The following is a 19,237-nucleotide window of genomic DNA, read 5'->3' on the forward strand; positions in this document are numbered from 1 at the left end:
GCAAAAAACGGGCGTCAAACAAAGGAGAGGAAAAGGATGAACTACGATAAGCAGCTGATTATTGTGTTGTTAACTGAGCCCAAGGATAACTTGCGATCTTTTGGGAGAAACCTGTACCGGAAACACCCGGATAAATCGGAACTGGTGGAGTACGACGTGGCGACCAAAACCCACGTTGTCATCAATAGCGCCGGCTTAGGCGCGCTGACGGAGAATTCACGTATCCAGCTTGTCGGACATGGCGATTTGAACGGTGTGTCCTGCGCAGGGAAATATGGCAAAGCGCTGGCGACTTTCATCGCCAATAAAGCCGCGCCGGGACTGAAGCAAATCAAGAAAATCAGTCTGACCGTCTGTTACGCCGCCGGCAACGCCACCCAGTCAACCTTCGATCCCGCCAATAGTTTCGCGGCGACGTTTCATAACTCGCTGAAGCAGGATCACGGAGTTATCGCGGATGTCACGGCCCGTCCGGCGACCATGATCGTCAATGCGCAGGGCCAGAAGGAAACCCGCTTTAACTACAGCGGGTTTGGAGAGCGTTACCAACATAAAGGTGATAACACCAAATATCTGTTTTCATGGAACGGCGGCAAACAGGTGATCACCAATGTGAGGGAGCCGGTCGATATGATGGAAATTTGTTGAGTCGCCTACGACTATTTATATCAGGACAGGTCATATCAGGACAGCTCATATCAGAACAGCTCAGTCTGCTCGAACTGAGTTAGCTTTTCGTCCCTGACTGTCGGATTAACGGGCAGAGCGGCGTCGCTGCTTTTGTTGGTTGCGGCGCCGATGGACGGATTAACGGGAATGATTTCCCAGTCGCTCAAATCGCGAGGGACCAGCATCGCGCGGACGTCACTCAATGGCGTCGCAGGGTCGACCCAGGCGTCGAACTGATCCGGCGATAACAACGCCGGCATTCTGTCATGAAGCCAGCGGATGGAGTCGCTGGCTTCGGTAGTGATAATGGCGCAGGTCTCCAGATAGTGCTCTTCCTTCTGCCAGACGTCCCAGAGCGCGGCGAAATAGCAGTGTCCTGAGGGCGGCTTCAGATAATAGGGCTGCTTGACGCCTTTCTCCGTACGCCACTCGATAAATCCCGACGCAGGTATCACGCCGCGCCGATATTTGAACGGTCCGCTGAACGCACGACTTTTCTCCAACGTCTCCGCCCTGGCGTTGAACATGCTGAACTTATTGGAAATTTCCGACGCCCAATGGGGCGTCAACCACCAGCGCATCTCCCGCAAATAGCGCTTGCCGCCTTCCTGAATCGCCACCATCACCGCTTCCGTCGGCGCGATATTAAACATATCGCCAAACCAGCATTTGCGCAGGCCGGTGGCGTCAAAACCAAAACCTTCCATCGCCGCAACAATTTCAGCGGAGGCGGTGGCGTTGAATCTGCCGCACATAATCAGGGAGTCCTTCTTTTACTTTTCCAAAATACTACTCAACTGCGCTTCGTAGTGATAACAGAAACAATATCTCCAGCCCGCTTCAGGCAATACCCAGCGGCCCCTGTTAGCGGTTCAGGAAAGTGCTCAAAGTACCACAACTCATCCCCATGCAAATGCTGAGATTTGAAAGTATTCCAGCGCACTAGCCATTGCGGCGATATTTGAAGAACAAACTCCATCCCTTCACGTTTCATTTCAGCTTCTGCTTTATCAAACGTGGTTTTATACAACAGACTTTCTTCTGGAGGAAACGCCATAAAAGCTACCCATTACTTCAGTTACCAACCCCACACAAAACACTACCTCGCCAGACAAGTTCAGGCGGTAAGGTCTCTTGCTTCGCTATAGCGTTCATACGCCTCGCCAAACTCCATTTCCATGGCGATGCGGATCAGTGCGGGATAGCCAAACCAGTATTGCCGCCTTATTGCATCCAAATAAGCCGCGTCGCCCATATCTTCTCGGTAAATCCGCTGGTGAATTCGATCGAGCGGCTCTTTATCTATGGCTAATAAGCAGTGTCGATATTTCTTCATCAGCAGCCGAAGCTCTTTTTTGCTACGCACGCCAAACTGCAGCAGTTCGTCCAAGACCTCGCTCAGGTCCGCCTGTGACGCACAGTCATTGTTTTTAGGGAATAACGAGCGCATCAGCTTTTGCAGATAGTCCAGATCGATGCCTTGCTGATCCAGCTGCTTACGTTTGTTCAAGTGCATACTTCTCTCTTAACGTCGCTATTTTAATCCGATGAGTTCACCAACAACCCCATCAACCACTCCCGAAACTTCTTCACTTTTGGCCAGTCCGCTCGTTCATAGGGGGTGGCGAAGTAGTAGGTGAAGGGGGCGGGAAATGGGTCTGCGTCCAGGACGATGAAGCTGCCGAATCTAAGTAAAAACCTCTTTTTATATTTTTAGCTCGACTGTCTGGGCACAAGGGACGACTTAATTAGTTTGACTTATCCAAGAGCAAGTTATTTGAACCAAGGTAATAACAGGGGAAACAAAAGGAACAAGATAGCCCCGATAATGGTCACTGCAGCAATCCAGGGCTTTACAATCAGCTCCGCGCTTTTTAAAAGCTTAATCTCCTTCCCTGAGACACTTTTATCCGGCCCCATCCTCCAAAATACAAACAAAACAATTCCGAGAGAGATGACAATCAGGTAGACCTTATTTATTAATTGCTCAGCAACGAGATTGATACAGGGAACAGTCCCCATATGTATAAGCACAATCATTCTGCGCTTATTGTATTGAGACTGATCAACCACCTTGCCTTCAATACGAAGGTGCGCACTACAAGCTGGGCAGTGGAAGGACATAAATCGCCACCACCTTACTTCGATATTCGCGCCACATTCTGGACATGGAAGCATTTCCATCAGCCGCTCCTTCTACCTCGGCTACAAAGAGCCATTAAAATTAGCCGCCGCCGTCATAAACACCCCCAGAAAATACATATTGCCGAGTTTAAACTCCCGATCCAGCCACTTGAGAAACAGCCCGACCAGCACAAGGCAAGCGGGAAGAATAACAACCCCTAGCAGGAATTTAGAAACTGCAACGGTAAGTATATAACCAGCGTCCTCCGCTCCCCAAGCGACCCTGCATGCCCATGCTAAGGGGAGAGTATGTACTGCAAACAATATGATGATCATGAACAGGGGAACATCTGATTCGAATAGTTTTTTGAGCATTCACATCCTCTATTTGTAACGATGTCTCTGATTCTAACTTTGCCTTATTGCACCACTAGTTTCCCCATCAACCACTCCCGAAACTTCTTCACTTTTGGCCAGTCCGCTCGTTCATAGGGGGTGGCGAAGTAGTAGGTGAAGGGGGCGGGAATCGGGTCTGCGTCCAGGGCGATCAGGCTGCCGTTAGCGATAGCGTCCGCGACGATGTAGGTGCGGCCGAGCGCCACGCCCTGGCCGGCCTGGGCGGCTTGCAGCACCAGTTCCGTGCGACTGAAATAGATAATATCTTTGCCGACATCGATGCCTGTGCGTCGCGACCATTGCTCCCAACTCTTCATGCAGTTATCAGAGCCGTCATTGGTTGTGGCCAGCAAGGTGGCCTGCCGCAACACCTCAGAAGCGCCCACATCAGGATACTGTTGTAGCAGCAGAGGGCTGCAAACCGGAAAGATCCGCTCTGTTCCCAACACCTGACTGAAAAAGCCGCTAGGCGGCGCAGAGGCGAAGCGCAGCATGACGTCCGCATCACCTGATCCGGCGGGGCGAATGCTCTCTTCCGTATTCAGATACACACGAATGCCGGGATGCAGTTTGTGAAATTCCGGCAGCCTGGGCAACAACCAGTACATCCCGAAAGTAGCGAAGGTTTCCACTCGCAACACGCCTTCTTCCCGCTCGCTATGAATCTGATCCAGCGCGCCTTTGATCTCGCCAAGCGCCCTGCGAACGCCCAGCAGCAAACGCTCCCCCTGAGGGGTAAACCGCATGCGTCGCGTGGTTCTCTCCAATAGAGGGAAGCCGAGTTGCGCCTCCATGCGCTTGATGCTCTGGCTGATGGCGCTCTGACTGACGCCCATGGCGGAAGCGGCGGCGGTGAAGCTTTGCTGCTCCGCTATCGCCTCCAGATAAAGCAGGTCGGCAAGAAGTTGTTTATCCATCATCAAAGGTCTCAGATTCGATCAGAGCGCCGCCACTATTTATAAGTGTGACTAATAAGTATATCGTTCGATACTGCCAACAGTTCGTCTCATAATCCTCTCAAAACCCCTCAATAAAGCGCAAACGTTTTATTGACCATATTTTGTGTAGCGGAGGCGAGCCGATGAATCATTCAGTCAAACTAATAAGTTCTTTCGTCGATAACGGCGTCGGCGGTAATCCCGCCGGAGTAGTGCTGGAGGCGGACGGAATGGCGGAAGCGGAAATGCAACGCCTCGCCAGCCTAGCCGGATATCCGGAAACCGCATTCGTATCGCACTCTGATATCGCCACAGTGAAATTGGACTTTTTCACCCCCACCAAGCGTATCCCCCACTGCGGACACGCCACGGTTGCGGCTTTTTCCGTCCTCGCACAACAAGGCAAAGTCGACCAGGGGGCGCATAGCAAAGAGACCATAGACGGACCACGCCATATCCGCATCGAAGGTGACAAAGCCTATTTGGAGCAAATCCGTCGGCATGTCACCCCGATTACGGCAGCGCAACAGGAAGCAGCCGCCAACGCTTTGGGACTGGAAGCGAAGAAGGTATGCGCATTGGCGACACCCCATGTGGTCAATGTCGGCGTCTCTTTTCTGGTGATCGCGCTACCCACCATGGATGATCTGCGCCGTATCAAACCTGATATGCAACGCATCGCCGCCCTGAGCGAAGCGCTCGGTCTTATCGGTTTTTATGTTATTAGCCCGGAGACGGAAGTGAGCGGCCGCACCATCAGCGCCCGCATGTTCGCCCCTTATTATGGAATTAATGAGGAATCAGCGACTGGAATGGGCGCCGGCTGCGCTTCGGTATACCTGTATGAAGTTTTGGGCCAAAAGGGTGAGCATTACCTCATTGAACAGGGCCGCTTGATGACGCCCCGCTCTCCCAGCCTGATCGAGGCGGAGCTGGAAATCACTGACGGCTTGCCACATCGCCTGTGGATCGGCGGCGTCGCCAAAATCATGGAGGGCTGAGTCATGATCGATGCCATGCTCTCCGCCGAGCTGGTACAGGTCTGCATGATCGCGGTGTTTATGGCGATCAGTCCCGGCGCAGACTTCGCCATGATCACCCGCAACAGTCTGTTCTACTCGCGTCGCGCGGGGCTGCTCGCGGCGCTCGGCGTCGCCAGCGCCACCTGGGTGCATACCGCCTATACCCTCGCCGGTCTGGTGGTGCTCATGGCGAGCTCGGTCTGGGTGTTTACGGCGGTGAAGTGGGTGGGCGGGCTCTATCTGATTTATATCGGTTGGAAGACCTGGAAAAGTCGTCTGGAGATCCCTCAGCAGCACGCTCTTCCAGACAGTGCAAAATCCGATTGGGCATATTTCCGGCAAGGTTTCATCACTAACGCCACGAATCCCAAAACCACCCTTTTCTACCTGAGCATCTTCACCCAGGTAGCGAACCCGGACACGTCATTGGCGGTGCAGTTGCTTTATGGGCTGATCATCAGTCTGGCGCACGGTCTCTGGTTCTCAGCGTTGGCGATCGGCATTACGCACCAGCGCGTGTTGGAAAAATTGCGGGCGGGCGGACGCCATATCGGTCGCACGCTGGGCGGCGCCCTCATGGCCATGGGCGCGGGTCTGATGGCGTCTCACCGGTAAGTCGTCCTTTCAACCCCGGAGGACAGCGCGGCTGTCCTCCGGGGCCTCCGCCCGATCCGTCATGCCATAGTCTCTAATCACTGCAGCGACCCTCAGCCGATAATCCGAAAACACATCCGTACGGCCGCATTGCTGCGCCATACGGTGCTCCACCTGATTGCGCCAGACTTTCACCGCCTCTTCGTCCCGCCAGAAAGACAGGGACAACAGTTTTTCCGGCTGACTCAGGCTTTGAAAACGTTCGATGGATATAAAGCCGTCGATGGTCTCCAGTAGAGGTTTAAGGTCCGCGGCTAGTTGCAAATACTGAGCTTTTCTGTCCGGATTGGGCTCCAGTTCAAAGATAACGGCGAACATCAGCTCACCTTCCCCAGCGCCTGAGCGCTCAACTTCAACAAGGTATCCGGCGCCGCTGTGAGAAACGTGCGACGCTCCTGCAGAATAAATTTATGCGCCTGGGCGAACTGAAAGTTCTCCCGTCCGGCGGGATCGTTTTTCAGGCGGGTCCGGTAGGCTTCATAGGCGGCCAGACTCTCAAAACCAATCAGTCCGTAGGCGACATAGTTGGTCCCTTCATGGGGAAGGAAATAGCCAATCAGCTCCCCGCCACACTCTGGAATAATCCGCCCCCAGTTTTGCGCATAAGTTCGAAATGCATCCAACTGGAATGGATCTATGTGATATTCAATAAAGCAGATCAGATTCATCGTCGTTGTCTCTGTTTGGGTTTTCCGGCAGTCTAACTGCATCAGGAAGCCATGCTTCGACGCCCATCGAACTGTCAGTGATTGCCTCATGTCGAACGAATCGCATTTCAGTCCAGACCCGGACATAAACCAAGTTCCAGACATAACAAAAGTCGCGGCCCTTATCGGCGACGCCGCCCGCGCCAGCATGCTCATCGCCTTGCTGGGCGGAAAAGCCCTGACCGCAACGGAACTGGCTGCGGAAGCGGACATCACCGCCGCCACCGCCAGCAGTCATCTGAAAAAGCTGACAGACGCGCAACTGGTGATCCCCCAGAAGCAAGGACGTCATAAATACTTCCAGTTACGCAGCCGCGAGATCGCCGAGTTCCTGGAAACGCTGCTGAATGTTTCCGCCACGGTGGAACATAGTCGCGCTTCTACCGGCCCGAAAGATCCAGCGCTGCGGCATGCCCGCGTCTGTTACGACCACTTGGCGGGAGAAGTCGGCGTCAGCCTGCTCGACGGCCTCAAAAGCAGTGGCGTGTTGATCGAGCAGGATCAACAATTACTCCTGACCCCAAGCGGTCGCGATCTGTTTAACTCATTAGGCGCGGATGTCGGCAGCCTGGAGAAACTACGCCGGCCTGTATGCAAAAATTGTTTGGACTGGAGCGAACGCCGACACCACCTGGCGGGCTCACTCGGACAATGGGTTTTACAGGACATTCTCAATCGGGGCTGGGCGCGGAAAGATCTGGATTCCCGAGTGATCCGATTCACGGCTGACGGACTGCAAGCCCTGCGCAACCGCTACGCGTTAACCAATCAAATCGCCTGAATTTTCACTCTGGCATAAAGCTTGTAATGACTTAGGTGATCATCACACTCGTTTAAGCCATAGGGAGAAACGCTATGAGCAAGCAGTCAAAGGATAACGAAACGGAAACAAGGACAAGGAAAGAGCGCAAAGATGAAATCGACGCTGTGGATGAAGTATCCGATCAGTCTTTTCCCGCCAGCGACCCGCCCTCTTTCACGCCAGTGGACCACTCCGGCCCGCCGCAACATGAAAACGAAGAGGAGGAAAAAGATAAGTCCCAAAAACAGAAATCCGCCTCCCAACCCGTAGCGGACACAGCAGATTCCTGAGCCTTCAGCGCACTGTGGATTTGTAATTTTTACAAGCAATGCGCCACAGGGGAAAGCGGAGAAAAACGAGAGACGGACCTTCTAAGGTCCGTCCCAGGAGCCAGGGATACAACGATTTTTCCATAGTTAGTAGATCGTGATGCTTCTGGGCATTTCCATATAGTTATTGCTTTCAACCGATTCGGATATCGCATTGTTGGGGTCGACAATAAACCCAAGCCAGTAGGTTCCCGGCGCCACCGTGGTGGGGATATACAGCGTGCGACTGAATGTGCCGGTGAAGCCCTCTGAGCCCCAGGCGCCGTAGTTGGAGCCTAGATAGGTGTCCCCAGTGCTGATGTAATTATTAGTGGACAGATAGAAGTTGATATCGAAGGTCTTGGTCGCCGTGCTTTGGTTGCTGAACGTGAACTGGATAGTGACGTTCGTGCCGCGATAGGCGTATGTCGGACTGGACACCAGCCCGGATGTGCCTGTGCCAGTGCGCTTAAACACGGAGCCGGCGATATCGGTTTCTGTGGTGCTGTCGGGGTAGATCACCCGCGATCCCAGACGATCATCCGCCAAGGGGTCCCATTCCTTATAGTGGCCGAGAGGACCGCTGTTCGGGTAATAGGAATTCATGGTGGCCATCCAGCGGTTTTCATGCAGCAACCCCAGAGCATGTCCAAGTTCGTGCAGAGCGACGCTTTCAAAGCTGTAAGGCGATCCCAGATTGGTATAGCTCAGGCTGCCCAAATTCCAACTGATGTTGTTATTGAAACCGATATCGGTTTCGTCAATGCCGTACTGATAGCCGAACAGCCAGTAACAGTGGTAACGGGTCAGCGTCACCGCCAGGGTGCTGCCTCCCAGACTGTTATCAAGGTAGACTTCATTACGCCCATTATTATCGTTATGACTGCCATCGGTATCGCGATTGACGTAATACAAAAAGCGCGAGCCTTTAACGTTATTCCAATGCCACATAGCATTCTGCAGCCGCGAATCCCAGGTACTGCCGGCAGGGAATGAGGTGGTGCTGATGTACATTGTGGTCTGGTTGCCGTTCCACTTGATCGCGTTACCGTCGCAAGTGCGGTAGGTGTAGGCTCCGGCGAAAGGCGCCGCAAGGCAGAGAGCCGCCAGCAAAATCAGCCGGACGTCGCTCAGCCCCGATAGTAATTTGTGAATAGCTTGACGATACATAGAAAGTCCTCCTTCTAAACGTACCTGTCTTCGAATAGCCGCTCGTGACTGGTTTGCGCGTTAAACGCGTTCAGTCCCGATCCATGGACGACCTTGCCCCTTGGGGAGTTCTACGGGGCAATGCGGAGGCGGCGGACTCGTCGCTCATATTATTGGCGGAGTTGGCTGAACCGGCGGAGCCTGCATCACGCGCTTTGCGTTCAAGCGCCTGCCCCACTTTCACGGAACGCAATTCCTGAGCGAACGCGCGAGATTGCGCCTGGCTCCGCACCATGCCAAGAAAGCGTTCGGCGCTCATCGGCGCGCCTTTGGCTTCCTGCGGCGCCAGCATCGCTTCGCCGCCGTCAGAACGACCAGCGCTGGCTTTGCCCTGTGCGCTGCTGGCGTTGGCCAGATACTCCGAATTGGCGATTTGAGCACGCTGTGCATGACGGTTCGCCTTCAGAATTTCGCCTTTCTTGCCGACGCCAAATACTTCATTGCCAACCTCATCAGTGACGATGGCGGCTCCGCGTTCATCATTCTGCAGACGGAATACGCCCTGCCCCCAACCAACCAGAGGCACCATGCGCTGACCATTGCCTTCGACAAACAAGACAACCCGTTCGCCAGCGCTGAACTCAGGGCTGCCTTCAACGTGCAGGCCGTTGCGGCCGTCATAACCGCCGCTCATCATCAACGTAAGTTCATTATCGTGATAGACCCCCGCCAGGGTCTCAACGTCCGCCAGGCGGACATAGGTATACAGCTGCCGGTCCTCAGCCCGTTGCGATACCACTTCTTTCACCGTTCCAACTACAATGCCCTGCGCCTCAGCGACCAACGAATTAAAGTCTTTGTAGATTAACGTCGTCGCCTGCGCGGTGGCCGCAAACATCAATGCGGCGAGCAAGGGAAGGAGCAACAGACCCGCACCTGAATTTAGGAGTAATTTCTTCATTTCCAATCTCCTTTTAGAGAAATGAGGTGGGTGTTACTAGCAGAGGGCATAAACGCCCTCAAAGGTGATAATAACTCACGTACAAATCATGAAAAGTGCAAAGATTTTGGCGCCCCTTGGTGATGCAAGCCGTTCACCAAGACCCGATCAAAGCTTTTTCAGGTGGTATTGAACTAACTGGCGGGAAATACCCAAAAGACGCCCTAAACCCTTCTTGGAGCCGGTGATGGCGATCGCCATTTTAAATATCAGCGTCTCAATGTCCGCGGTAAGTTTTTTAAGGTCCAGCTCGTCATCGTCGCTGTATAACAGTGGACTGACGATCCTGTTGATGCTGGAAGCCAATGACATAGGAGAGGAAACTGTCTGCAGCACCGCTTGTTCAAATGTGCCCAGATCAAAAGGTTTATCGATGACGTATGAAAAACCACAGCGCATCGCCAGGACAGTATCCGCACGTGAACCGTTGGAGGTAATGCCAAGGACAAAGGGAGCGACGGGAAATAACCCGATATCATTAAGCAGGGAGGCGATGCCGCCATCTTCCAGCATGAAGTTGATCACCGCCAGTACCGGGCGCCACTCCAGTAATTCCCGGCGGGTTTGCTCTACCGATGCGGAAACGTGAATGTCCGCATGAGGCGCCATTTGCGCCAGAGTATGCCGCAGCCTGGCGCATAAAACCGGACTCTCCTCGGCCAACAATATTCGATTGATTCGCACACTCAGCATCATCCCGGCCGCTCCTGCCAAAAGCATTGGACTCAGCGGGAAAAGAAGCGAGATCAACAATTTCCCTGTTAACGCCGTGCTTCCCTGTTACATTCGGAGAGCGCCGTGTACTTATTTTTTAACATCAAGGATCAGCCTCTCCGTTTCGTTGAAAAATCGAAATCGCTTTCAGGCTTCCCCTGATTCAAAGTCTACACCCCTCCCTCTCCCTTCCGCTATCGCGCGTTATGGGTAAACGATGGTTTAGGCGCAAGAGAAAGCGGCGTGCCACAGATTCAGCTGCCTCTTATAACTGTAGGATTATCAGCCTGGTTGATGTCGATGAGTAACGGCAGCACACTCAGACTCAGGCAGATCAGGACAAGCTTGCTGCGAACGCTCAGGTTCGGTTGGCCAATCAAGGGAGACGCCGCCATCCAGGCGCAACAAGGTTTCGCCCCTCAGAACGGTGTGCCGGGCATAAGCTATGGATAAGAGACGACTTCTCTACGCGAACGCAATGAGCGATATTTCTGAACATATTCAAGCTAATCCGTGTTGGGCTTGCGCGCGGTTCCTGCGCTTTGCGGCGCCACAAAGACCGACCATTCCAATAAGCCGTCGAGTCGTAACGCCTACCGGAATGATCTTGATCGCTTTTTCCCAGCGCCGACAACTTGTCCACGCCTGTGGTTTGACCGGCTACGACAAGTACGCTTTATAGTTTTGCAGGTAGAAAGTTGTGAGACATTGATCAGATAAAGGGAAGCGCGCCTCATTCAGCGCATGCAGGACATCCGCTATCAGAGAAGGCGCGATGGACATGGTCTGGCCAGTACTTCGGTAGGGCTCCGCACAAACTTTGGCGAGCAACTCAAGCAGACGCTTTTCCGTTGTCTGGCAAGGGACAGGGTTAGCGAAAAAGAGGCCACAGATAGCCGACAGGAAGGAGCCCTCTTTTTCAAACAGATTGATAAAATACGGCTCATCCTGATCTTTTCTCTTACGCTGCGCCTCCGCCAGAAGATCGCTGATGACGCTGATCAGGGCATCGTCTACCTGCGGTCGGGCGTCCGCCAGCACACGTTCATATTTACGAACCAGGTCGGCATGCAGGATCGGTCGATCTGAACCGGAATACAGGTAGTAATCAGCGACCTTTTGCAACAATGCATCAACGTCGGACAGATCCTGCTCTTCCACAGTGATAACTTGAGAAGGTTCGAACACCCTGTCAAACACATCATCGGCGATGGTTTGTTTGGCCAAAGCCACACTCTCCGCTTCATCCACGTCCCAACTCGCCGCGACAAACGCCACGAAGTCATCGACGGTGTTCATCGTGCGCAACTCCGCGCTGACTTCTTTCAGAGCGTCGACATGCGCCTCAAGGTAGAGGTCAGGGAGGAGCGTGAGAAGACGCCCGGCGGTTTCCCGCTCATCCGTTTCTGCGTCCGCGTCTTCCGACGCATCAAAATAGTCACGACAGATTTCATTAAACAATACGCTGAACTCTTCCAGCTCATCATTGCCTTCCGCCCGAATGGGAAAGTCGTCTACATTGAATTTGCGTCCGCTAAAACCCAGTAAATCTGCGGCGGAGTGACTCTCACTTCCGGTAAAAGCCTGATAGCCAGCCAGATTATTTACGCCAACCACGCAGTAATAGTGATGTACGCGCACATCGATAATGAACGCGTAGATATCTTCGTTATAAGGCGACGGTTTGATCTTTGCGATCAAGTCCAGCAAATACCGGCGCAGCGCCTGCCGATAGTTTTGTATTGTTTCGCGCAACGCCTGTTCGCTGTGCATAAGTCGCCTCCAGAGGTTTCTTTTATGCCCTATCGGGACTTTGCGGAGAATACCGGTTCGTCAATAAAAGTACTTTTACACTTGGGGCATTTGCCCGGCTTTTTGACTCGGGAGCGGTCTTCAAATACATAGTCGCACTTGCCGCAGCGGGCAGGTTCAATGTTCAGAGAACCGGTCTTCTGCAAATGCTCCAGATGACCGTAAATTTCTTTCTCGGATTTTCCTATCAGCTTTGATAAAGAGCCGACAGTAAAAGCGCCGTCCAGCAATACGGACATCAGTTCCCGCCTGACCGTTTCATTGCGTTCTTGTGGAATGGGGGTCTTTGATTTCATGGGTTCCATGCATTCTATTGGCAAACGCCACAGCGCCTGTCATGAAGCGCAATAAGTCCGTCATTAATTACGCAGGACCTCATCGTGCTCAAGTGAGCAATAATGAATCAACAGCGCCCCTACTTGGCCTTACCGGCCTCCAGTATCGGCAACCCGGCTTCGGTGGGAATATAAATCCGCTCACCATTGCCGTCCTGCAAGCCTTTAATCCAGATGTAGCGTAGATAGGCTTCATTGTCTTTTAGCGACGCGCCGATAATTTTGTTGGCTTCAGCGGCGGCTTTGGCTCTTTCAATATCCGCCTGACCTTCGGCTTTGGCGCGCGCAATCATCGCCTTGCCTTCCGCTTCGGCCAACGTGACTTGAGCTTTCGCCTGCAAAAGCGACGCCTGTTCCTTGGCTTTGGCTTCTTCTATCAGAATCTTCTTGGTCCATTCCGCTTCCCGCAGCGCGGCTACGCCGTCCGCCTCCATTTTGTATATTTTGTACTTTGGCCATCCCCATAACGCCAGAAGAATGAACGCCACAAATGCGACAGCCAAAAATATCAGAGATCCTAACGCCAGTGCTTGTCGGTTTTGATACATCTAAAAACTCAACTCCAAAAAAGAATTGGGCATCATGTTAAACGGAGATCAGTCCCCGGCCAACTCTTTCAGCTCCGCGTATGAGTAGTAAGTCCCACGACCGCCAGTATGGTCGATCCAAACGCCGTCTCCGACTGAATCAAACTCAATGGTGAAGCCTGAGCCTTCCGCGCCGTTAACCTGAAGGAGGCCGGCAGTAGGCGCATGGTCAACAACACCGGACACTTGCTGTCTAGTCATAACGCTAAACCTCTTGTCATCAATCATTGAACCGCTGACATAATAGGACTGGCTGTAATTGTATTCGCCATATTCTATGTTCATCGACATATTGATGTCGCCGATAGTGACGCTCTTGCCAGTATAGTGGTCACGCAAACTTACACTTCCACTCGTGTTGGAGTTACTCCTTGAGCCATGATCATAACTGTTACCAGCAGTCGATAAGGCTCCATTCAAGGTAAAATCGCCGTCGTCACTACAGTTATCAAATGCAAAGGTTCCCGAAAAAGTAGTTGAGACGCCACCGTCATTCGATATTGAGGTCATATCCATAGTGACCGTACCGTTGTGTTCGCAACTAACAGATAAACCGCCTCCCGTTGTGTTGCGCTCAAAACGCCCATCGTCAAGCGCCTCAAAATACTTCTTTTGCACAGGAATGGCCGCAAAATCAGACGCATCATCGATACCGCTTTCTAAACCACCAGTAAAATCAGCGGCAACAACAATGGCGGCAATCTTCGGCGCGTTTTCACTATTAATTACCAACGTGTCAGCAGGCTGACTGTTACTGGAGCCGCTGCCGCCACCTCCGCCACAACCAAATAACGAAACAGAGAGCGTAAAAAGACTGCAAGCAAGAACGTGTTTATTCATAGTTATATCTCTAGAACTCTTGGATTCTTCCACTTTGAATTAAAAGGAGAGTGTGAGGCAAAAAACAGATGGTTAACTCTCACGCCAAGCATTCTAAACAGATATTAATTAGATAGACAAACCTTAAAATTTAATCTTGTTCAGCTTACATTCAGGTTGCTTTATTAATGTATATACAACATCGCCAAATACATTATATTCACCTTATCAAACCTTCATAAATAATAGAAATAAAGGAAAAATCCGCCAAAAAAGGAAAGCAGTTTCATTCCCAAGAAACCCAGATACTGAACAACACCGACGCCGCCCCGGGTTTTCACCAAATAGTATGGAAGAATAAAAGGCCACAGAAAGAATACAAACGCATGAAACTCGAATGGCGCTTTAAAGTATTGTCTCTTTGGGTCCTTGGACACCCATAGAGCAACCAGCGATGCAAACACCAAGCTCCACACAGTGTCTGTTGAATCGGAGACATCAAAGCCTTGCAGATTCAGGTAAGCTTGAAATAGCGCGTATAGAATGGATAAAGAAATCAGCAGCGCCAATATCATATTGTGGATTTTTTTCATCAGACTTTCCGTATGCGATTAATCCGATCCGCCGCAGGTGGGCGCTCCTCCTGGGGCATTCCCAGTTGGAGAGAAACCTCTGATATTCACCTTGAAGTCTAAATCGCCAGCGAAAAACCTGTCCGCCAACTCTTTCCGAACTCGCTCGTATTCCAATTCTGGAAAGTGTTCAGTGAAAGCCGCTTCAATATTATCCTGAACGGCAAACAACGCGACGGCGTAATGGGCATACTTGCCAGGCAAGCCGTATTTGGAAATCGCTGTCGTAATCTGTCCAACTGTATATTGAGGACCGCCGCCATAATCCTTACGCAATACGGACGGGAGCACTCGCAAGTATTTATTCAGCGCACGGCGCTTAAAGAAACTGCCTAACATATTAGTCCTTTGGAAAATCAACCTGTTTGAATTATTACTGGATAGCTTCAGCATAATGTTTAAGCGCAGACAGTCTACGCTCAGCGCTACGACCAAATACAAAATTGATCACTGGCGTCACTATATAACGCAGCCATGACGGGCCCCCAATGATGTTGTATTTGAAGGTCACTTTGCTGCTGTCAGGGGATATTTGCTGAAATGTCCAGGACCCGGCAAATTTTGCAAACATCCAGGAGCCTTTCACCATTTTTATCGCGACAACAGATGGGCGTTTATAAGAGACATACTCCACGGTCATGGAGAAACCGTTTTTCGCCACGATTTCAAGCTGCAATCCCTTTGCAGGCTGTGTCCCATTTAAAAAGCGATAAGATTCTGGAAACGGGTCCCATGCCAAGCGTTTACCGTAATCCTGACTGAGGTCAAACAGCATCTCGGGAGACGCTTTTATTTCCAAACTTTGCTCTATCATATTCACTACAAAAGATCGACGCGCATAAACATCCACTCATCAGCGACACAATCGCCTTCCCGGCAATTTTCCTCTGGTCGCAAGCAGCTGTCTCATTTAAAGTAGAAAGGCTTCCCATCATTCCGACAGGCTTCCCGGCGACAAGGAATTTCCGTGAAGCGCGCAATTGTTCATCTGATGGATAAGCGCCGTACGTATAACTATTAATCCTATAGCTTTCAAGAAGACTACTCCTTTAATCAGGCTAAAATCCGAAAAATGGAGCCGCCATGGACGATCAATGGATAAATAGAGAGGAATACCCTTTCACCTCGCACTATATTGAGCTCGGACCAGGACGCATGCATTACGTCGACGAAGGTCAGGGCAAGCCTATTGTCATGCTGCATGGCAATCCAACATGGTCCTTTCTGTATCGCAACATGATCAAAGGTTTGTCTGGACAATATCGTTGCATTGTCCCGGACCATCTCGGCTTCGGCCTCTCCGACAAGCCACGCGACTGGTCCTATCTGCCGCAAGATCACGCCAGGAACCTGGAAACCCTGATCAAGAAACTGAATCTACAGGACGTCACGCTGATAGTGCAGGACTGGGGTGGCCCTATCGGCCTTTCCTACGCCCTGAACAATCCTCACAACGTGCACCGGCTGGTGATTATGAACACCTGGATGTGGTCCACACACGGCGATGTAAAATATGAGACCTTCAGCGCCTTGATGGGGGGACTGTTCGGACGCTTCATGATCAAGCGCTTCAATGTTTTCGTCAGTGTGTTACTTAAACAGGCGGTGCAGAAAAAACTGAGCGCGGATGTTTATAAGCATTATTCGGAACCTCTAAAAAACCCGGCGGAGCGTAAGGGTTGCTGGGTGTTTCCCAAGCAGATCATCAAAGCGGACGAGTGGCTGGAAGAACTCTGGGAAAAACGCGCCAACATCGCCGATATACCTACGCTGTTATTGTGGGGAATGAAAGACTTCGCCTTTCAGGAAAGGGAGCTGCGCACCTGGATGCAGTTACTCAATCATCATACTGCGGTAACTTTCGATGACGCGGGCCATTTCCTGCCCGAGGACAAGGGTGCGGAAGTTTGTCCTCTCATCGCCGACTTCCTGCGAGACTCGGAGCCTACCTTTCAGCGTGAAGCCAGCGCGTCCGCGCCGGCGATCTAGCCTGGAATGAACCATCACCGAAGGAGTCAGGGCGCAGACCGCCCTGGCTACCCGCGCTTTTCCTGCAACGCTTTCTCCAACCTGTCGCACAGCGTCTCCAGCACCGTCACTCGGGCATGTCGTTTGCTGTTGGCGGGAACCAGCGTCCAAGGCGCATAGTCCGTACTGGTGCGCATGATCATCTCGTGGGCCGCCAGCTCATAAGCCGGCCATTTTTCTCTATTGCGCCAGTCCTCATCCGTGATTTTATAGCGCTTACGAGGCGTCGCCTTACGCTCTTCAAACCGTCTTAGCTGTTCTTCCTGATCAATATGCAGCCAGAACTTCAACAGGACATTGCCGTGGTCGCAAAGTTGTTCTTCAAAATCATTAATCTCTGAATAAGCGCGACGCCATTCATCTACGCTGGCGAATCCTTCCACACGCTCGACCAACACCCGTCCATACCAGCTACGATCATAAATCGTGGCGCGCCCCGCCCGCGGCACATGCCGCCAGAATCGCCAAAGGTAGTGATGGGCTTTTTCCTCATCCGTCGGCGCGGCAATGGAGTTTACTCTGGCGATGCGCGCATCGACCGCTTCCATAATGCGACGAATAGCGCCGCCCTTCCCCGCTGCATCCCAACCTTCAAACAACATCACGGTGGAGACGCCCTGATGGTAGGCGCGCCAGCTCAGACTGTTCAATCGCGTCTGCGCCAGCTCCAGACGTTCCTCATATTCCTCCCCGGAAAGTTCCTTAGTAAGGTCAATCTGGTCCAATACGGTTTCCGTCGGAAAATCGCCGGGAGGCTTTTTGGCGGAGGCGGTTTTGGAGGCTTCGATGTTTTCCTGTTTCTCCGCCAAGCGCTTTTCAAACGCCTGCAGGATCGTTTTCGCCACCATGATATTGCGAAAGTAGTCATCCTCGGATTCCACCACGATCCATGGCGTCTCCGGCTGATCGGTCAACCGCACCGCGCGCTCAGCAGCTTTGATGTAGTCGGAATACCGTTCATGTAACGCCTCATCCAGTTCTGACACCTGCCAGCGGCCGTGTTTGTCCTTTTTCAGTTCTTTAAACTTGCGCTTCTGATACGCCTTGGAGGTATGCAGCCAGAACTTCAGAATCAGCGCGCCGTCTTGCGCCAACATGCTTTCAAGACGATTAATGCGCAACATGTGGCTGTCAAAATCAACCTTGCTTTGCTTATCCAGGGTGCGTTTGATCAACTCCCCGGTATACCAGGAGCCATAAAACAGGCCGATGCGCCCACGGGCGGGAAAAGTACGCCAATAACGCCAGAAACGGGGCCGCTCCGCCTCTTCATCCGTCTTGGGGCCAAAACCGGTGACCTCCAGTCCCCGGGTATCCAGCCACTGATTCAGCAGGTTGACTACTTCGCCTTTGCATGTGTTGTCGACGCCTTCCAGCAAGATGTACACAGGCACGCCCGCATTGACCAGGGCGAACTGCGCGAACAACAGTTTGTCTCTGTAATACGAGGCCTGCTTCTTGTAGTCCTTCTTGTCCAGCTTGCGCCCCAGCTCCACCGCTTCAAACATGCCACAACCCTCTGATTCCCAAACCCTTTACGACGCATGGAGGCCGCCGTTTACTTGTCCTTTAACTATAGTGGATATAGGCGACGGGAGTCGAAAAAGTATGCGTTCAGGTCGAGGCCGCGTTCATCGGCGTCTTAGTCTGATTCTCTGATTGCGCGTCAGATGACGCAGCCTCCGGCGGACCGAACAACGCCCTTAATCTGCCCCCCAGAGAAAGCCCGGGCGCGCAGGCGTCACGCCACATGTCACGCCACTCGTGAAAGGTCAGAAAGAGCGGATTGTGGCTGCGCACCTGTTTCACCACGCCATATTCACAAGGCGCCTCCTCTTTCTCCGCAACAAAGGTGCCGAACACTTTGTCCCAGATAATCAGAATGCCAGCGAAGTTCTTGTCGATGTATTCCGGATTGCGCGCATGGTGTACGCGATGATGAGAGGGGGTGTTGAAAATGGCTTCCAACCAGCCGAGCCGCTTCACCACCTGGGTATGGATAAAGAACTGAAACGCCAGACTCAGCATCACCATAGTTATGGCTTGTTGCGGCGTAAACCCGACCAGAATAACCGGCAGCCAGAACAACCACATGCCGGAAACAGGATAAGTCAGGCTCTGCCGAAACGCAGTGGAGAGATTCAGGGACTCGGAAGAATGGTGCACGACATGGGACGCCCACATCCAACGAATACGATGGCTTCCGCGGTGAAACCAGTAGTAACAAAAATCCTGCAGCAAAAACAGCAGGATGAAACTCCACCAGGCGCTGGGAATATCAAACAGGCGCAATGAAAAAACCGCATCGTAAACATAAATCAGCGCGATGGCGGCAACCGCCTCGGAACCCTCGTGCATTAACGCCAAAGTTGCGTTGCTGAGCGTATCCGGCCAGGTATAACGCGCAGTCGGAAAGCGCGCGCCCCTGCTCCGCAGATACCAAGCTTCCCAAGCGATAAAGCCGAGAAAGACAGGCGTTAACGCAAGTAATAAATATTGAAGTTCAAACTGCATCCGAACACTCCGTTAAGTCCATACATA

26 protein-coding genes are annotated in these 19,237 nt (G+C 52.2%); 6 read left to right on the forward strand and 20 right to left on the reverse strand.

Going from position 1 to position 19,237, the window contains the following annotated elements:
- The first annotated feature begins 36 nt into the window (after nt 1-36).
- A complete protein-coding gene (locus tag O5O45_RS19575; RefSeq protein WP_305901035.1) occupies nt 37-648 on the forward strand; it encodes a C80 family cysteine peptidase in 612 nt (203 codons plus the stop codon).
- A 50-nt stretch (nt 649-698) separates the two neighbouring features.
- Here the strand turns inward: O5O45_RS19575 and O5O45_RS19580 are convergent, their stop codons facing one another.
- From O5O45_RS19580 to O5O45_RS19605, 6 genes are all read right to left on the reverse strand, one after another.
- Complete coding sequence (locus tag O5O45_RS19580) at nt 699-1,424, reverse strand: SOS response-associated peptidase (RefSeq protein WP_305901036.1); 726 nt, start codon at nt 1,422-1,424, stop codon at nt 699-701.
- A gap of 38 nt (nt 1,425-1,462) precedes the next feature.
- The gene (locus O5O45_RS19585) at nt 1,463-1,726 is read right to left on the reverse strand and encodes a hypothetical protein (protein ID WP_305901037.1); all 264 of its coding nucleotides are present in this window, start codon (nt 1,724-1,726) and stop codon (nt 1,463-1,465) included.
- 60 nt (nt 1,727-1,786) lie between these two features.
- Complete coding sequence (locus tag O5O45_RS19590; RefSeq protein WP_305901038.1) at nt 1,787-2,185, reverse strand: hypothetical protein; 399 nt, start codon at nt 2,183-2,185, stop codon at nt 1,787-1,789.
- Between the two features lie 257 nt (nt 2,186-2,442).
- Nucleotides 2,443-2,853, reverse strand: a complete 411-nt coding sequence (locus O5O45_RS19595; protein WP_305901039.1) for a hypothetical protein — start codon at nt 2,851-2,853, stop codon at nt 2,443-2,445.
- Nucleotides 2,854-2,874: 21 nt separating this feature from the next.
- Nucleotides 2,875-3,168 (reverse strand): hypothetical protein, encoded by a 294-nt coding sequence (locus O5O45_RS19600; protein WP_305901040.1) that lies wholly within the window; start codon nt 3,166-3,168, stop codon nt 2,875-2,877.
- 44 nt (nt 3,169-3,212) lie between these two features.
- Nucleotides 3,213-4,109, reverse strand: coding sequence for a LysR substrate-binding domain-containing protein (locus O5O45_RS19605; protein WP_305901041.1), 897 nt, complete (start codon nt 4,107-4,109; stop codon nt 3,213-3,215).
- A gap of 161 nt (nt 4,110-4,270) precedes the next feature.
- On the opposite strand from O5O45_RS19605, the gene O5O45_RS19610 reads away from it, so the two are divergent.
- Entirely contained in the window at nt 4,271-5,128 is an 858-nt protein-coding gene (locus O5O45_RS19610; RefSeq protein WP_305901042.1) for a PhzF family phenazine biosynthesis protein, read from the forward strand.
- A gap of 3 nt (nt 5,129-5,131) precedes the next feature.
- The gene (locus tag O5O45_RS19615; RefSeq protein ID WP_305901043.1) at nt 5,132-5,764 is read left to right on the forward strand and encodes a LysE family translocator; all 633 of its coding nucleotides are present in this window, start codon (nt 5,132-5,134) and stop codon (nt 5,762-5,764) included.
- 9 nt (nt 5,765-5,773) lie between these two features.
- Here the strand turns inward: O5O45_RS19615 and O5O45_RS19620 are convergent, their stop codons facing one another.
- Both O5O45_RS19620 and O5O45_RS19625 read right to left on the reverse strand, forming a co-directional pair.
- Complete coding sequence (locus tag O5O45_RS19620; RefSeq protein WP_305901044.1) at nt 5,774-6,121, reverse strand: antibiotic biosynthesis monooxygenase family protein; 348 nt, start codon at nt 6,119-6,121, stop codon at nt 5,774-5,776.
- Complete coding sequence (locus tag O5O45_RS19625; RefSeq protein ID WP_305901045.1) at nt 6,121-6,471, reverse strand: NIPSNAP family protein; 351 nt, start codon at nt 6,469-6,471, stop codon at nt 6,121-6,123. The genes O5O45_RS19620 and O5O45_RS19625 overlap by 1 nt, the downstream gene beginning before the upstream one ends.
- Nucleotides 6,472-6,559: 88 nt before the next feature.
- On the opposite strand from O5O45_RS19625, the gene O5O45_RS19630 reads away from it, so the two are divergent.
- Nucleotides 6,560-7,291 carry an ArsR/SmtB family transcription factor gene (locus tag O5O45_RS19630; RefSeq protein WP_305901046.1) on the forward strand — a complete coding sequence of 244 codons (732 nt, stop codon included), beginning with the start codon at nt 6,560-6,562 and terminating at the stop codon, nt 7,289-7,291.
- A gap of 74 nt (nt 7,292-7,365) precedes the next feature.
- Nucleotides 7,366-7,602 carry a hypothetical protein gene (locus tag O5O45_RS19635; RefSeq protein WP_305901047.1) on the forward strand — a complete coding sequence of 79 codons (237 nt, stop codon included), beginning with the start codon at nt 7,366-7,368 and terminating at the stop codon, nt 7,600-7,602.
- Between the two features lie 126 nt (nt 7,603-7,728).
- On the opposite strand, the gene O5O45_RS19640 is transcribed toward O5O45_RS19635, so the two are convergent.
- The 10 genes from O5O45_RS19640 to O5O45_RS19685 form a co-directional block, all read right to left on the reverse strand.
- Entirely contained in the window at nt 7,729-8,790 is a 1,062-nt protein-coding gene (locus tag O5O45_RS19640) for a matrixin family metalloprotease (RefSeq protein WP_305901048.1), read from the reverse strand.
- Between the two features lie 70 nt (nt 8,791-8,860).
- Nucleotides 8,861-9,730 (reverse strand): hypothetical protein, encoded by an 870-nt coding sequence (locus tag O5O45_RS19645; protein WP_305901049.1) that lies wholly within the window; start codon nt 9,728-9,730, stop codon nt 8,861-8,863.
- Nucleotides 9,731-9,877: 147 nt separating this feature from the next.
- Nucleotides 9,878-10,465, reverse strand: a complete 588-nt coding sequence (locus O5O45_RS19650; protein WP_305901050.1) for a response regulator — start codon at nt 10,463-10,465, stop codon at nt 9,878-9,880.
- 678 nt (nt 10,466-11,143) lie between these two features.
- Nucleotides 11,144-12,256, reverse strand: a complete 1,113-nt coding sequence (locus O5O45_RS19655) for a hypothetical protein (RefSeq protein ID WP_305901051.1) — start codon at nt 12,254-12,256, stop codon at nt 11,144-11,146.
- A gap of 29 nt (nt 12,257-12,285) precedes the next feature.
- On the reverse strand, nt 12,286-12,591 hold the full coding sequence (locus O5O45_RS19660) for a transcriptional regulator (protein ID WP_305901052.1): 306 nt from the start codon (nt 12,589-12,591) through the stop codon (nt 12,286-12,288).
- A 119-nt stretch (nt 12,592-12,710) separates the two neighbouring features.
- Nucleotides 12,711-13,178, reverse strand: a complete 468-nt coding sequence (locus O5O45_RS19665; protein WP_305901053.1) for an SPFH domain-containing protein — start codon at nt 13,176-13,178, stop codon at nt 12,711-12,713.
- 48 nt (nt 13,179-13,226) lie between these two features.
- Nucleotides 13,227-14,057 (reverse strand): hypothetical protein, encoded by an 831-nt coding sequence (locus O5O45_RS19670; RefSeq protein ID WP_305901054.1) that lies wholly within the window; start codon nt 14,055-14,057, stop codon nt 13,227-13,229.
- A gap of 215 nt (nt 14,058-14,272) precedes the next feature.
- Nucleotides 14,273-14,629: a hypothetical protein gene (locus tag O5O45_RS19675; RefSeq protein ID WP_305901055.1), complete on the reverse strand. Its 357-nt coding sequence runs from the start codon at nt 14,627-14,629 to the stop codon at nt 14,273-14,275.
- A gap of 18 nt (nt 14,630-14,647) precedes the next feature.
- Nucleotides 14,648-15,061, reverse strand: a complete 414-nt coding sequence (locus O5O45_RS19680) for a DUF6559 family protein (RefSeq protein ID WP_305901056.1) — start codon at nt 15,059-15,061, stop codon at nt 14,648-14,650.
- A complete protein-coding gene (locus O5O45_RS19685; protein WP_305901057.1) occupies nt 15,042-15,467 on the reverse strand; it encodes a type II toxin-antitoxin system RatA family toxin in 426 nt (141 codons plus the stop codon). Before O5O45_RS19685 ends, O5O45_RS19680 begins: the two co-directional genes overlap by 20 nt.
- A 284-nt stretch (nt 15,468-15,751) precedes the next feature.
- Between O5O45_RS19685 and O5O45_RS19690 the strand changes: the two genes are divergently transcribed.
- Nucleotides 15,752-16,657: an alpha/beta fold hydrolase gene (locus tag O5O45_RS19690; protein WP_305901058.1), complete on the forward strand. Its 906-nt coding sequence runs from the start codon at nt 15,752-15,754 to the stop codon at nt 16,655-16,657.
- Nucleotides 16,658-16,704: 47 nt separating this feature from the next.
- On the opposite strand, the gene pap is transcribed toward O5O45_RS19690, so the two are convergent.
- The gene (pap, locus tag O5O45_RS19695) at nt 16,705-18,204 is read right to left on the reverse strand and encodes a polyphosphate:AMP phosphotransferase (RefSeq protein WP_305901059.1); all 1,500 of its coding nucleotides are present in this window, start codon (nt 18,202-18,204) and stop codon (nt 16,705-16,707) included.
- A 106-nt stretch (nt 18,205-18,310) separates the two neighbouring features.
- Entirely contained in the window at nt 18,311-19,210 is a 900-nt protein-coding gene (locus O5O45_RS19700; RefSeq protein WP_305901060.1) for a sterol desaturase family protein, read from the reverse strand.
- Nucleotides 19,211-19,237: the final 27 nt, after the last annotated feature.

The sequence above is a fragment of the Hahella sp. HNIBRBA332 genome, assembly GCF_030719035.1.
In the GTDB taxonomy this organism is placed as follows: domain Bacteria; phylum Pseudomonadota; class Gammaproteobacteria; order Pseudomonadales; family Oleiphilaceae; genus Hahella.